Raw genomic sequence first — 13,571 nt, 5'->3', positions numbered from 1 at the left:
TCCTGGTGCCTGCGCCCGGGCGGAGCACTCGCTCCGTCCGGGCGCAGGTTCCTTTTCGCGTCGTGTGCTGTCGTGGCGGACGATTTCATGGCCGCCTTCGCCGAGGACGGCCACGGAGGCGAACCAGGCGGCCCGAGGCCCCGCCTGACAGATCGTCAGAGCCGCTTCAGCTCCCACAGCCGCCAGATGCCGGTGCCGTCCGAGAGGTACTGCGAGCCGGAGACATCGGTCGTACTGAGGACGTAGTCCTTCTTCTGCCACAGCGGCACCAGCGGCACGTCCTCGCCGACGAGCGCCTGGAGCTCCTTGAAGTCCGCCGCGGTACGGCCGCGGTCGCTGTACTGCTGCGTGGACGCGATCAGGGAGTCCATCTTCTTGCTGGAGTAGCCGTTGTGGAGGGAGTTGCTGCTGCCGACCAGCGGCTGGCTGAAGGTGTCGGGGTCCGGGTAGTCGGGGAGCCAGCCGACGGTGTACGCGTCGTACTTGCCGGCCGCGTACTCCTTCTGGAACTTCTGCCAGTCGACGGCCTTGACCGTGACCTTGAACAGCCCGTCCGCCTCCAGCTGGCCGCGCAGCTCCGCGGTCTCCTTGGCGTACGCCTCGTCGCCGCCGCGGTAGGCGAAGGTGATCGGCAGCGGCGTCTGCACACCGGCCTCCTGCATCAGCTTCTTGGCGCGAGCGGGGTCGGGCGAGGGGTAGGCGTCGAAGAACGGCGTGCTGTGCCCGATGTAGCCCTGCGGGATCAGCGAATAGAGCGGTTCGACCGTGCCCTTGTAGATGTCGGTCACCAGCGGTCCGCGGTCGACGAGCGACGCGATGGCCTGCCGGACCTTCTTGTTGGCGAGCGGTTTGCCGTCCCGGACGTTGAAGACGAGGTTGCGGATCTCGGCGCTGTCGGCCTCGGTGACGTGCAGGTCGGGGTCGCCCGGGTTGAGCTCGGTGAGTGTGCTCGGCGGCAACTGACGGTGCGTCACATCGAGCTGTCCGGTCTCCCAGTCCGTGAGGAGCTGTTCCGACTCCTTGTAGTAGTGCACGGTGACCGGAACACCGGTCTTCGTCAGCGCGCCCTTGTACCGGGGGTTGGGGACGAACTCGGCGAGGGCGCCGGGCCGGTACGACTTCAGGATGTACGGGCCCGAGCCGTCGACCGTGTTCCCGGTGCGGAGCTTTTTCGCCGGGTACGACTCGCGGTCGACGATCGAACCGGCTCCCGTGGCGAGCTTCTGCGGGAAGGTCGCATCGCGCGAGGAGAGGTTGAAGGTGATGGTGCGGCCTTCGGTCACCACGTTCTTGAGGCTCGGGAACAGCACCCACGGACCGACATCCGTCTTGATGCCGATCATGCGCTCGATGGAGAACTTGACATCGGCGGCGGTGATCTTGCGGCCGTTGGAGAAGTACACGTCGTCGCGCAGCTTGCACTGGTACGTCTGGAGCTTCTGCCCGATGAACCCACAGCTCTCGGCGGCGTCGGGTTCGGGGACGGTCGCTCCGGGCTTGAACGTCAGGAGGGACTGGTAGATGTTGCTGTACATCGCCCAGGAACCGGCGTCGTAGGCACCGGCCGGGTCGAGCGAGGTGACCTCGTCCGTCGTGCCCACCGAGACCGGATCGCTCTTCACCTCGTCCGAGGGAAGCAGCTGCCAGGCGCCGACGCCTGCGATGACCAAAACCGCGATAATCGCGAGAATCCGTAGCCGGATCGACCGCATTGCCGTGCTCTCCCTTACCAGCCCCACCTCGGCGTGGCGCTCAGATACGCACATCACCGCATGCTCGGCTCAGCCAATCACACGATTTTCACATCTGGAAGAGCAAATCTGGGACTCATAGCCTTTTGTTCGGCACTTGAAACCTTGGGCCCATCCACGGGGTCCGTAACCGGCCATCAACGGAACGTCAGGCCTGTCGGGAGGCGAGCTCCACGACGGTGATGTCGGAGGGTGCGCCGACCCGTACGGGCGGCCCCCAGGCACCCGCGCCGCGCGAGACGTAGAGCTGGGTGTCGCCGTAGCGGTCGAGCCCGGCGACCGTGGGATTGGCGAGCTCCGCCACGAAGTTGCCCGGCCAGAGCTGGCCTCCGTGAGTGTGGCCGGAGAGCTGGAGATCCACCCCGTGAGCGACGGCGTCGTGGATGACGACGGGCTGGTGGGCGAGGAGAACGGCCGCGCGCGCAGGGTCCCGGTCACCGAGCGCGCGGCCGAAGTCGGGCCCCTGTCCTTCGCTCTCCCCGGCAATGTCATTGACGCCCGCAAGATCGAATCCACCGATCTCGACCCGGTCGTTCTCCAAGGGGTGAAGACCCAATTCCTTTACATGATCAACCCATTGGGCGGCGCCGGAGTAATACTCATGATTGCCGGTGACGAAGTAACTGCCGTAACGGGCGCTGAGCAGCGCGAGCGGCTCCGCGGCCGGCCCGAGATCGGCGACCGTCCCGTCGACCAGGTCCCCCACGACGGCGACCAGGTCCGGCTGCGTCCGGTTGATGGTGTCGACGATCCGCCGGGTGTGCGAGCGGCCGAGGATCGGGCCGAGGTGGATGTCGCTGACGACGGCGATCCGGAAACCGTGCGCGGAACGGGGCAGCTTGGCGAGCGGCACGGTGATCCGCTTGACCCGCGGCCCGCGCAGCACGCCGTACGTGCCGTAGCCGACCGTGCCCAGGCCGGCGACGGCGGCGGCGCCCCCGACGGCCCGCGCGACGAAGAGACGGCGTGTGGGGGCGGCGGGACCGGGTGCGGCGGGGGTGTCGGCGAGGAGGGTGCCGGCGGCGGGGGCGTCGGCAGTGGCGGTGGCGTCGGTGACGGCGGCATCGGTGACGGCGGCGCAGGCGTCGGAGATGTCGGTGGCGGAAATGCCGGTGGCGGAAATGCCAGTGGCGGAGGTGTCGGCGCCCACGGCCGCGACCTGCGCCTGGGGGGCTTTTGTCGCTGAAGTGCCCCAGGCCCGGTCCGGCTCGTGTGCACGACGCGCGAGCGCCCGTCGCAGAATCGGCCGTACCGCCTCGCCCACCAGCAGAGCGAGCGTCAGGTACAGGAGCGCGGCCAGCCACAGATAGCCCGGCCAGGCCAGCGCCTGCTGGAGCCGGAAGGGCGCACCCGTACGGCCGGAGACCAGGGCGCCGACGCTCAGCAGCGGCAGGAGGAACGCGGCCGCCGTGCCGGTTCTGCGCAGGACGCTGCCGTCGGCCGTGGTGTCGCCGACGAAGCGGCGCCACAGGTAACGGTGCACGACGGCGAGCAGCGCGAGCACCACGACCGCTGTCAGCGCGAGACCGGCCACTGCCACGTACGACTCCTCCGCTCGTCGTGCGGTTTGTCAGGCACGTTCTCGGCGCAGAGCCCTGACACCACGGAACCCGATCACACCAACGGCCGTCCCCAGAAGAAAGGACGTGATGGCGAGCAGCAGATGCACCCAGAAGTACGCAGTCGGGTCACCCGCGTCGTCGAAGGCGAGTCCGCTGCCGTCCTTCCACAGGTTCTTGACGAAAGTGATCCAGATGAACCAGCTCCACACCCCGAAAGCGAGCAGGAACCAGGAGACGGGGCGGCTGAGCTTCATGGAATCAGTATCTCCGGCACGCTCCGGCGACGTCGCCCGGGGTGGGCTGTCCCGGGGGCGCGCACGGCGGTTCAAGCCATCCGTATCGCCGACCACACCTTCGCCCTGTACGTTTCCGACCGTGCCCGCTCTGAAAAAGATCGCATTGACGATCGCTTCCACCGCCTTGTTGTCCACTTTTGTCGTCAGCCCGGCATCAGCGGCCGACAAGGACGCCTCCGACAAGCGGCCGAAGCCGCCCGCCGGTATGTCCAGGGTCGGTGGCGAACTGCTGGGCCGGACCGGCACGCAGGTCAAGCTGGGAGCCGGCGCCCCGGTACTGCCCAAGAAGCTCACGGGCAGATCCTGGATCGTCGCGGACGCGGAGAACGGCCAGGTCCTCGCCTCGCACAACGCGCACTGGCGGCTGCCCCCCGCCTCCACCCTGAAGATGCTCTTCGCGGACACCGTGATGCCGGGGCTGCAGCCGAAGACCCGGACGTACACGGTGCAGGAGGAGGACCTCGCGGATCTCGGCGAGGGCAGCAGCCTGGTCGGCATCAAGGAGCACCTCAGTTACACGGTCCACGACCTGTGGCTCGGGGTGTTCCTGCGTTCGGGCAACGACGCGGTGCATGTGCTGTCCTCGATGTACGGCGGTGTCGCCAAGACCGTCGCCGACATGCAGGCGCACGCGGAGGAGCTGCAGGCGCTCGACACGAAGGTGGTGTCGCCCGACGGGTACGACGCGCCCGATCAGGTCTCCAGCGCGTACGACCTGACGCTGTTCGCCCGCAGCGGCCTGCAGAAGGCCGACTTCCGGGAGTACTGCTCGACGGCGGAGGCGGAGTTCCCCGGCGCGAAGAAGAAGAACGGGAAGCGCGAGAGCTTCGGGATCCAGAACACCAACCGGCTGCTCACCGGCGCGGACGGCGTCGACCCGTACAAGGGCATCGCGGGCGTCAAGAACGGCTACACCACCCACGCGGGCAACACCTTCACCGGGGTCGCCGAACGCGACGGCAAGGTGCTGCTCGTCACCGTCATGAACCCCTCGTCCGAAGAGCCGCACGCCGTCTACAAGGAGGCGGCCAGCCTCCTCGACTGGGGCTTCGACGCGAGCGGCAAGGTGACCCCGGTCGGCGAGCTGGTGCCCCCGAGGTCCGCGGACACCGGAACGGACAGCGGGGCCGGGAAGGGGCCGACGGCGAACGGGAAGAGCGACGGCGGCAACGGCTCCTCGCCCGCCGCCCGGGCCGCCGCGTCCGGCGGGGGCGGCGGAGGCGTCGGGATCGCGCTGGGGATCACCGGGGGCGTCCTGGTCCTGCTGGCCGGCGGGGTGTTCCTGGTCAACCGGCGCTGGCCGCTGCCGGACCTGGTGCGCCGCCTCCCCCGTCGCTGACGGCCGCCGGTTCCTTCCCGTTGCCCCTGCCGCTCCGCGTCGCCGTCCAGGCGGCGCAGAACAGCAGCAGCCTCGCCGTGAAGTTGATCCACAGCAGCAGCGCGACCGGCACGCCGAAGGCGCCGTACATGCTCTTCGACGCGACGCTCCTCATGTAGCTGCCGAGCAGCAGCTTGAGCAGCTCGAAGCCGACCGCGCCGATCACCCCGGCGACCAGCAGCCTGCGCCGCGGGGGCTCGACGCCGGGCAGCAGCGTCAGCAGGTAGAGCAGCAGCAGGAAGTCGCCGAGGGCCGCCACGACCAGGGCGGCCACCTGGAGCACCACACCGCCCGCCCCGCGGTCCGAGATGCCCAGCAGACCGGCGGTCCAGCCGACGGCGACGGAACCGGCCCAGGAGACGGTGAGGGTCGCGAGCGCCGCCCCGCCCAGGCCGAACAGCAGCCCGACGTCCTTGAGCTTGCGGATGACGGGATTGCCCTCGTCCACGTCGTCCATGCCCCACACGGCGCGCAGACACCCCCGCAGCGCACCGATCCAGCCGACGCCGGTGAAGAGCAGCGCCGCACCGGCGACCACCCCGATCGTGCCCGCGTTGGCCACCAGATCGCTGATGCCGAGCTGGTCGGAGATGCCCGGCACCTGCTCGGCGACCTTGCTCTCGATGGTGTGGAGCTGCTCGGCGGAGAGCAGCGCGGCACCGATCGCCGCACCGACCGCGATCAGCGGGAAGAGCGCCAGGAAGCTGATGAAGGTGATCGCGGCGGCGAGCCTGCTCCCGTGGACCCGGTCGAGCGCCTCGTACGAGCGCCAGGTGTGCGTCGCCATCAGCCGGGAGACGATCGGCCCGATGACGGGGAGGTTTTTCAGCCAGTCCATGACGTACGACTACCCTCCCGGGCGCGGAAATCCGAAATCCGTTCACCGCCGTACGAGCTGATATGCCCTCAGTCACCCATATCGGTGAGTGTTGTAACAAATCTCCCGAAAGGGTTTTCTCGGGCTATACGGTCACGATCATGTCTGTCGACACCGTGTCCCTGACCGGCTGGGGCCGTACCGCTCCGACGACCGCCCTGCGCTTTTGCCCCCGTACCTACGAGGAGGCGGCGGCGACGGTGCGCGGCTGCGGGCCCCGCGGCTCCATCGCCCGGGGCCTCGGCCGGGCCCACGGCGACGCCGCACAGAACGCGGGCGGCTCCGTGCTCGACATGACCGCGCTGAACCGGATCCGCACCATCGACGCCGGGGCCGGCCTGGTGGTCTGCGAGGCCGGGGTCAGCCTGCACCGGCTGATGGAAGTCCTGCTGCCGCTCGGCTGGTTCGTCCCCGTCACGCCGGCCACCCGTCATGTCACCGTGGGCGGCGCGATCGGCGCCGACGTCCACGGCCGCAACCAGCACATCGACGGCTCCTTCTCGCGGCACGTCCGGGAACTGGAGCTGCTGACCGCCGACGGCGAGATCCGTACGGTCCGGCCCGGCGCCGGTCTCTTCGACGCGACGACGGGCGGGCTGGGCCTGACGGGCGTGATCCTCTCGGCCACCCTGCGGCTCCACCGCGTCACCAGCTCATGGATGTCGGTCGACACCGAACGGACCGTCGACCTGGACGACCTGCTGGCCAGGCTCTCCGCCGGAGACCACCGCTACCGCTACTCCGCCGCCTGGGTCGACCTCCTCGCCCGCGGCCGGGCCACGGGGCGTGCCGTGCTCGCCCGGGGGGAGCACGTGCCCGGGTACCTGCTCGCGGCGCGCGCCGGGCGCACACCGCCGGCGTTCCGCCCGGGACAGCTGCCCGCCGCACCCGCCCTCGTGCCGGAGGGGCTGCTCGGCCGCGCCTCCGCCGCCCTGCTCAACGAGATCCGGTACCGCAGCGCTCCCACGTACCGCATCGGCGAACTCCAGAAGCTCTCCGCCTTCTTCCACCCCCTGGACGGCCTGCCGCGCTGGAACCGGCTGCACGGCCGCGGCGGACTCGTGCGGTACCAGTTCGTCGTCGGGCACGGTCAGGAGGAGGCGCTGCGCCGGATCGTGCGCCTGATCTCGCAGCTGCGCTGCCCTTCGTCGCTCGCCGTCCTCAAGCGGTTCGGCGCGGGAGGCCCTGGCTGGCTGTCGTTCCCGATGCCCGGTTGGTCGCTCGCGCTCGGTCTGCCCGCCGCCCTGCCGGGCCTGGCCACGTTCCTGGACGTGCTGGACGAGGAGGTGGCGGGGGCCGGTGGCCGGGTCTGCCTGGCGAAGGACTCGCGGCTGCGGCCGGATCTGCTGGCCGTGATGTACCCGCGGCTGGCCGAATTCCGGGCGCTGCGCGCCGAACTGGACCCGAACGGGGCGTTCCGCTCGGACCTGTCACGCCGCCTGTCCTTGTGACCCGTCACGCCGCCTGTCCTTGTGACCCGTCACGCCGCCTGTCCTCGTGACCTGTCACACCGCCTGTCCTTGTGACCCGTCACACCGCCCGTCCTCGGGACCTGTCACACCGACCGACCCTGCGTCCCGGCGACCTGCCCCACCACGGTCCGCTGCGGTCCACCCCGCCGTCCGGCGCCGTGGCCTCTGCGGTTCGTCCCCCCTGCAAGCTCCTCCCCCTCTTCTCTGCAAGGAGTGTTTCCGTGAAGGACGCCTTCGGTGCCCCGCAGTCCCTGCTCGTTCTCGGCGGCACGTCGGAGATCGCTCTCGCCACCGCACGCCGGCTGATCGCCCGCCGTACCCGCACGGTCTGGCTGGCCGGCCGGCCCTCCCCCGCGCTCGACTCGGCCGCCGCCGAACTGCGCGCCCGCGGCGCCGATGTCCATACGGTCGACTTCGACGCCCTGGACTCGGCGTCCCACGAGACCGCCCTGGGAAAGGTCTTCGCCGAGGGCGACATCGACGTGGTGCTCCTCGCCTTCGGCATCGCGGGCGACCAGGGGCGTGACGAGGAGGAGCCGCTCTCCGCGGTCCGGGTCGCCCAGACCAACTACACGGGGGCCGTCTCCGCCGGGCTGGTGTGCGCCGGCGCACTCCAGGCCCAGGGCCACGGCTCGCTGGTGGTGCTCTCCTCGGTGGCCGGCGAACGGATCCGCCGCGCGGACTTCATCTACGGGTCCAGCAAGGCGGGCCTGGACGCGTTCGCGCAGGGGCTGGGGGACGCGCTGCAGGGCACGGGGGTGCAGGTGCTGGTCGTCCGCCCCGGAGTCGTACGGCCCCGGAGCGCACGGCCGGAATCGGCGGCCGGGCCGGCGGCGCCGGCCCCGCGCGCGAAGGCCCGGCTCACCGCGGCCCGGTTCGCCGCGGCGCCGTTGGAGGCGCCGCCGCTCACGACGACCCCGGACGAGGTCGCGACTGCCATCGTGACGGGGCTGCGGCGGGGTTCGGAGACGGTGTGGGTGCCGGGGTCACTGCGGGTGGTGATGTCGGCACTGCGGCATGTGCCGCGCCCGTTGTTCCGGCGTCTGCCGGTCTGAGCCGACGGTCGGCGGAACGCTCAAGGAGAGCGCGTGGGCGTCGAGGAGCGGAAGGGGCCCGCTCAGGGTCGCAGAGAGGGCTCGTCCACGGCGGAACCGCCCTGCGCGGGCACGGCGGGCACACCGTCCCCGGCACCGAACGGGAACTCGTTGATCTTGCGCCAGACGCTGTCCGGGCCCTGCTCGTACAGCGCGAAGGAACCGCAGGTCCAGGCGGCCTCGTAGTCGGAGAGCTCCTCGTACGCCCGGTCCATCGCGGGCTCCGGGATGTCATGCGCCACGGTCACATGCGGGTGGTAGGGGAACTGGAGCTCGCGCACCAGCGGCCCGGAACTGTCCCTGACCCGCTTCTGCAGCCATGCGCAGGCCGAGGCCCCTTCGACGACCTGGACGAAGACCACCGGCGAGAGGGGACGGAAGGTGCCCGTGCCGGACAGTCGCATCGGGAAGGGGCGGCCGCCGGTCGCGATCTGGGCGAGATGCGCCTCGATCGCGGGCAGGGCGGCCGCCTCGGCCTCGGTCGGCGGGAGAAGCGTGACGTGGGTGGGAATGCCGTATGCGGCAGGATCCCCGAAGCTCGCGCGCCGCTCCTGGAGCAGGCTGCCGTAGGGCTCCGGGACCGCGATCGAAACGCCGAGCGTTACGGTCCCCACGTCGTTCTCCTCAATCCTCGATGATCGATGGTCCACGATGATCGATGGCCTGTTTTCGGCCATCCACCGGATCAGCTTCCCGTCGCCAGTGTGACGCCTGCGGACGCGAAACCGCCAGGGTCCTTGGACTCAGTGCTTCGCGGGCAGAAAGCCCATCCGGTCGTACGTCCGGGCCAGGGTCTCGGCCGCGACGGAGCGTGCCTTCTCCGCACCCTTGGCCAGGATCGAGTCCAGGGTCTCCGGGTCGTCCAGGTATTCCTGGGTGCGGGTGCGGAACGGTGTGACGAAGTCGACCATGACCTCGGCGAGGTCGGTCTTGAGCGCACCGTAGCCCTTGCCCTCGTACTTCTGCTCCAGTTCCGCGATTCCGGTGCCGGTGAGCGTGGAGTAGATGGTCAGCAGGTTGCTGACACCGGGCTTCCGGGCCCGGTCGAAGCGGATGACCGTGTCGGTGTCGGTGACCGCGCTCTTTACCTTCTTGGCGGTGGTCTTCGGCTCGTCGAGGAGGTTGATCAGGCCCTTCGGGGTGGCCGCCGACTTGCTCATCTTCGCCGACGGGTCCTGAAGGTCGTAGATCTTCGCCGTCTCCTTGAGGATGTACGGGTCGGGCACGGTGAACGTGTCGCCGTAGCTGCCGTTGAACCGCTCGGCGAGGTTACGGGTCAGCTCCAGGTGCTGGCGCTGGTCCTCACCGACCGGGACCTGGTCGGCCTGGTACAGCAGGATGTCGGCGACCATCAGCATCGGGTAGGTGAAGAGACCGACCGTGGTGCGGTCCGCGCCCTGCTTGGCGGACTTGTCCTTGAACTGCGTCATACGGGACGCCTCGCCGAAGCCGGTGAGGCAGTTCATGACCCAGCCGAGCTGGGCGTGCTCGGGCACATGGCTCTGGACGAAGAGGGTGCAGCGCTCCGGGTCGAGACCGGCGGCGAGGAGCTGGGCGACGGCGAGCCTGGTGTTCGCGCGCAGCTCCGCGGGGTCCTGCGGGATGGTGATCGCATGCAGGTCCACGACCATGTAGAAGGCGTCGTGGGATTCCTGCAGCGCCACCCACTGGCGGACCGCACCGAGGTAGTTGCCGAGGTGGAACGAGCCTGCGGTGGGCTGGATTCCGGAGAGCACGCGGGGGCGTTCAGAGGCCATGAAGCCCATTGTCTCAGGTACGGAACCCATCTCCGGCAGCCGGTGCGGAAGGGGCACGCGAGCGGCACGGAAGGTGTAGGGACCCGGGACGCGCGCCGTCGTGGACGAGACGAGCACCACAGCTGGGAGGTACGGCCAAAACCGCGGCGGAACGGGCGCGCCGTGATGTGAAGGTTTCCTCGCCAGGGTTCCGACCGACGATACAAAGTGGGCACCACCCCCCGTCCACGCCGCACGACGAACGGAGATCCCGTGTCGACCACGGAAACTGCCATCGCCTCCGCCGAGGCGCACAGCGCGCACAACTACCATCCGCTGCCCGTCGTCGTCGCCTCGGCGGACGGAGCCTGGATGACCGATGTCGAGGGCCGGCGCTACCTCGACCTGCTCGCCGGGTATTCGGCGCTCAACTTCGGTCACGGCAACCGGCGCCTGCTCGACGCCGCCAGGGCGCAGCTGGAGCGGGTGACCCTGACCTCGCGCGCCTTCTACCACGACCGGTTCGCCGATTTCTGCACCCGGCTCGCCGATCTGTGCGGCATGGAGACGGTGCTGCCGATGAACACCGGCGCGGAGGCCGTGGAGACCGCGGTGAAGACCGCCCGCAAGTGGGGCTACCGGGTGAAGGGCGTCCCGGACGGCATGGCGAAGATCATCGTCGCCTCGAACAACTTCCACGGCCGTACGACGACGATCATCAGCTTCTCCACGGACCCGGAGGCGCGGGAGGACTTCGGTCCGTACACGCCGGGGTTCGAAATCGTGCCGTACGGGGACCTGACCGCGCTCGCGGAGGCGATGACCGAGAACACGGTGGCGGTGCTGCTGGAGCCGATCCAGGGCGAGGCCGGGGTGCTGGTGCCGCCGCCCGGCTACCTCCCCCGGGTCCGTGAACTCACCCGCGAGCGGAACGTGCTGTTCATCGCCGACGAGATCCAGTCGGGCCTGGGCCGGACCGGGAAGACCTTCGCCTGTGAGCACGAGGGTGTCGTGCCGGACATGTATGTGCTCGGCAAGGCGCTGGGCGGTGGTGTGGTGCCGGTGTCGGCGGTCGTCTCCTCGCAGGATGTGCTCGGGGTGTTCCGGCCCGGTGAGCACGGTTCGACGTTCGGCGGGAATCCGCTGGCCTGCGCGGTCGCGCTGGAGGTCATCGCGATGCTCCGCACCGGCGAATTCCAGCAGCGGGCCACCGAGTTGGGCGAACACCTCCACCAGGAGCTGGGGCTGCTGGTGAGCGGGGGCGCGGTGGCGGAGGTACGGGGGCGCGGGCTGTGGGCGGGCGTCGACATCGCGCCGAGCCACGGCACCGGCCGGGAGATCTCCGAGAAGCTGATGAACCGCGGAGTGCTGGTCAAGGACACCCATGGGTCGACGATCCGGATCGCCCCGCCGCTGGTGATCAGCAAGGAGGACCTGGACTGGGGGCTGGAGCAGCTCCGCGGCGTCCTGCGCGCCTGAGAGCCTGTCGGGTGACCTCTGATCGGGCGGCCACGCCCTGGCACGCACCAGACCGCGTCCGCCACCCGATCGAAGGTCACCCGACAGGCTCTGAGCTCCCGTCGCCGACGGCTGCCGGGCCGGTGTCAGAGGATGACGTGGGGCAGGAAGCGGGCGTACTCGTCCGTGACCGGCCCGGCCGATTCACGGATGCCGAGCCCGGCCGCCCCGTCCTCGACGACCCACGCCCCCAGCACCACCCGGTTGCCGTCGAAGTCCGGCAGCGGCGCCAGTTCCTGGTAGCAGCACGGCTCGTCCCGCAGCACCGCGGGGCTGCCCGGCTCGTGGAGGGTGACCCCGGCCCCCTCCCGGCCGAACAGCGGCTTGGCGACGTAGCCGGGGCCGCCGCCACGGCCCCTGTCCGTATCCGTACTCGTACTCGCCGCCGCCGCGAGTTCGCGGGGACCGTCCAGATAGGAGGGGAGCAGGTTCGGGTGGCCGGGGAAGAGCTCCCAGAGGATCGCCAGGAGCGCCTTGTTGGAGAGGAGCATCTTCCAGGCGGGCTCGATCCAGCAGGTGGTGCCGGTGCCGCCGCCGTTGTCGAGGGTGTCCAGCACATGCGGCCCGAACCGGTCGGTGGCCAGCCATTCCCACGGGTACAGCTTGAAGCAGCTGCGGATGAAGCGGAGCCGCTCGTCCACGAACCGCCCGGCCAGCCGGTCCCAGCCGATCCGTTCGACGGAGAGCGCCTCCGTGTCGATGCCGGCCTGTTCGGCGGTCTCCCTCAGGTAGGCGACCGTCATCAGGTCCTCGCCCAGCTCGTCCCCGTCGGAGTGCGCGAAGTACAGCGGTCCCGGCGGCAGCAGGGCGGCCTGCCGCCGCCACGCCGCGACGAGACGTTCGTGCAGGGAGTTCCACTGGTCGGCGCCCGGGAAACGGTCCTCCATCCAGAACCACTGGGCGCTCGCGGCCTCCACGAGGGAGGTGGGGGTGTCCGCGTTGTACTCCAGCATCTTGGCCGGACCGGTTCCGTCGTAGCGCAGGTCGAACCTGCCGTACAGGGACGGCAGTTCGGCCCGGCGGTGCCAGGATCCGGTGATCAGCGCGGACAACCGGCGGTCGGTGATGCCGAGTTCGGCGAAGCGGTCGCGCTCCACGATGTGCGCGGCCGCGGCCAGACACATCGTGTGCAGTTCCTCGACGACCTCCTCCAGCGCCTCGACCTCGGGCAGCGAGAAGACGTAGTAGGCGCTCTCGTCCCAGTACGGGCGCAGTGACCCGTCCGGGTAGCGGGTGAGGGGGTAGACGATCCCCTGCTCCTCCACCGTGCGCTGCCAGCCGGGACGCGGCTGCGTGGTGCGGCGTTCCATACCGGGTCAGCCGCCGCCGGTGCCCGAGCAGCCGAAGCCGCCGCGGTCGACGGCGGACTTGTCGAAGCTGCCGCCCTGCACCTTGCCGTTCTCGCTGCTGCCGCCGTAGTAGTACGACCCCTTGCCGCTGCCGTTCTTGCACTCGTAGCTCGGCAGCTTGTCCCGGGTGACCGGGTCGACGCACCGTTTGTCCGGTTCCGAACCGCAGGAGGTGATCATCGCCGCGAGCACCCCCATGCCACCGAGCACCACCGTGCTCGACCTCAGTCTGCGTATGGCCATGTTTCCGTCTCCCCCGTCATACGAATCAAGCGTCATACGAATCAAGCCAATGTGGCCACTCGTCAGATTATGACCGACCGGCAAATGGGGGGGTGGGAGAAGGAGCGGGGCCGGGTGCGTGCAACTGCAAGGCGGAGGAGGGAGGCAACGCGGAGCGTTGTTGACTGACGACAACGCCGCAGATGTGCGTGCCCGGCCCCCGCGACGCCGCCCCCCATTTGCCGGTCGGGCTAAAGGGCTGCCGATCACGACGGGAAGCGGATGCACCGGACGTCCGCAAGTAAAGTCCTTATGT

The 13,571-nt window shown here is 69.8% G+C and carries 12 protein-coding genes; 4 read left to right on the top strand and 8 right to left on the bottom strand.

Annotation, left to right across the window (positions count from 1 at the left end; all coding sequences use genetic code 11):
• Positions 1 to 155 precede the first annotated feature (155 nt).
• From ACF08M_RS32835 to ACF08M_RS32825, 3 genes are all read right to left on the bottom strand, one after another.
• On the bottom strand, positions 156 to 1,712 hold the full coding sequence (locus ACF08M_RS32835) for an ABC transporter substrate-binding protein (RefSeq protein ID WP_392188940.1): 1,557 nt from the start codon (positions 1,710 to 1,712) through the stop codon (positions 156 to 158).
• 187 nt (positions 1,713 to 1,899) lie between these two features.
• Entirely contained in the window at positions 1,900 to 3,291 is a 1,392-nt protein-coding gene (locus tag ACF08M_RS32830; protein ID WP_392188900.1) for a metallophosphoesterase, read from the bottom strand.
• A 30-nt stretch (positions 3,292 to 3,321) separates the two neighbouring features.
• Positions 3,322 to 3,567, bottom strand: coding sequence for an SCO4848 family membrane protein (locus ACF08M_RS32825; protein ID WP_093549020.1), 246 nt, complete (start codon positions 3,565 to 3,567; stop codon positions 3,322 to 3,324).
• Here ACF08M_RS32825 and ACF08M_RS32820 point away from each other — a divergent pair.
• On the top strand, positions 3,506 to 4,948 hold the full coding sequence (locus ACF08M_RS32820; RefSeq protein ID WP_392188899.1) for a D-alanyl-D-alanine carboxypeptidase: 1,443 nt from the start codon (positions 3,506 to 3,508) through the stop codon (positions 4,946 to 4,948). The two genes, ACF08M_RS32825 and ACF08M_RS32820, sit on opposite strands and share 62 nt — an antisense overlap.
• Here ACF08M_RS32820 and ACF08M_RS32815 read toward each other — a convergent pair.
• On the bottom strand, positions 4,896 to 5,825 hold the full coding sequence (locus ACF08M_RS32815; protein WP_392188898.1) for a YihY/virulence factor BrkB family protein: 930 nt from the start codon (positions 5,823 to 5,825) through the stop codon (positions 4,896 to 4,898). The two genes, ACF08M_RS32820 and ACF08M_RS32815, sit on opposite strands and share 53 nt — an antisense overlap.
• 140 nt (positions 5,826 to 5,965) lie before the next feature.
• On the opposite strand from ACF08M_RS32815, the gene ACF08M_RS32810 reads away from it, so the two are divergent.
• Together ACF08M_RS32810 and ACF08M_RS32805 are read left to right on the top strand one after the other, a co-directional pair.
• Positions 5,966 to 7,315 carry an FAD-binding protein gene (locus ACF08M_RS32810; protein ID WP_392188897.1) on the top strand — a complete coding sequence of 450 codons (1,350 nt, stop codon included), beginning with the start codon at positions 5,966 to 5,968 and terminating at the stop codon, positions 7,313 to 7,315.
• 242 nt (positions 7,316 to 7,557) lie between these two features.
• Positions 7,558 to 8,391, top strand: a complete 834-nt coding sequence (locus tag ACF08M_RS32805; RefSeq protein WP_392188896.1) for a decaprenylphospho-beta-D-erythro-pentofuranosid-2-ulose 2-reductase — start codon at positions 7,558 to 7,560, stop codon at positions 8,389 to 8,391.
• 62 nt (positions 8,392 to 8,453) lie between these two features.
• Here the strand turns inward: ACF08M_RS32805 and ACF08M_RS32800 are convergent, their stop codons facing one another.
• Entirely contained in the window at positions 8,454 to 9,044 is a 591-nt protein-coding gene (locus ACF08M_RS32800; RefSeq protein ID WP_392188895.1) for a 2'-5' RNA ligase family protein, read from the bottom strand.
• A 129-nt stretch (positions 9,045 to 9,173) separates the two neighbouring features.
• Entirely contained in the window at positions 9,174 to 10,196 is a 1,023-nt protein-coding gene (gene trpS, locus ACF08M_RS32795; protein ID WP_392188939.1) for a tryptophan--tRNA ligase, read from the bottom strand.
• Between the two features lie 243 nt (positions 10,197 to 10,439).
• Here trpS and rocD point away from each other — a divergent pair, with 243 nt between their 5' ends.
• Entirely contained in the window at positions 10,440 to 11,645 is a 1,206-nt protein-coding gene (rocD, locus tag ACF08M_RS32790; protein ID WP_392188894.1) for an ornithine--oxo-acid transaminase, read from the top strand.
• A gap of 125 nt (positions 11,646 to 11,770) precedes the next feature.
• Here rocD and ACF08M_RS32785 read toward each other — a convergent pair whose 3' ends face one another.
• Both ACF08M_RS32785 and ACF08M_RS32780 read right to left on the bottom strand, forming a co-directional pair.
• Complete coding sequence (locus ACF08M_RS32785; protein WP_392188893.1) at positions 11,771 to 12,994, bottom strand: glutathionylspermidine synthase family protein; 1,224 nt, start codon at positions 12,992 to 12,994, stop codon at positions 11,771 to 11,773.
• Positions 12,995 to 13,000: 6 nt separating this feature from the next.
• Positions 13,001 to 13,276 carry a hypothetical protein gene (locus ACF08M_RS32780; protein WP_392188892.1) on the bottom strand — a complete coding sequence of 92 codons (276 nt, stop codon included), beginning with the start codon at positions 13,274 to 13,276 and terminating at the stop codon, positions 13,001 to 13,003.
• Positions 13,277 to 13,571 lie beyond the last annotated feature (295 nt).

The sequence above is a fragment of the Streptomyces sp. NPDC015032 genome, from assembly GCF_043080425.1.
GTDB lineage: Bacteria > Actinomycetota > Actinomycetes > Streptomycetales > Streptomycetaceae > Streptomyces.
The sequence above is the reverse complement of the archived record's forward strand: the minus strand, read 5'-3'. Positions and strand labels throughout refer to the sequence as shown.

Bases quoted from the DNA above. Each gene is read 5' to 3' on its own strand.
- ACF08M_RS32835 (WP_392188940.1), bottom strand. From the start codon at position 1,712: ATGCGGTCGATCCGGCTACGGATTCTCGCGATTATCGCGGTTTTGGTC.
- ACF08M_RS32820 (WP_392188899.1), top strand. From the start codon at position 3,506: ATGAACCAGCTCCACACCCCGAAAGCGAGCAGGAACCAGGAGACGGGG.
- ACF08M_RS32825 (WP_093549020.1), bottom strand. From the start codon at position 3,567: ATGAAGCTCAGCCGCCCCGTCTCCTGGTTCCTGCTCGCTTTCGGGGTG.
- ACF08M_RS32815 (WP_392188898.1), bottom strand. From the start codon at position 5,825: ATGGACTGGCTGAAAAACCTCCCCGTCATCGGGCCGATCGTCTCCCGG.
- ACF08M_RS32810 (WP_392188897.1), top strand. From the start codon at position 5,966: ATGTCTGTCGACACCGTGTCCCTGACCGGCTGGGGCCGTACCGCTCCG.
- trpS (WP_392188939.1), bottom strand. From the start codon at position 10,196: ATGGGCTTCATGGCCTCTGAACGCCCCCGCGTGCTCTCCGGAATCCAG.
- ACF08M_RS32785 (WP_392188893.1), bottom strand. From the start codon at position 12,994: ATGGAACGCCGCACCACGCAGCCGCGTCCCGGCTGGCAGCGCACGGTG.
- ACF08M_RS32780 (WP_392188892.1), bottom strand. From the start codon at position 13,276: ATGGCCATACGCAGACTGAGGTCGAGCACGGTGGTGCTCGGTGGCATG.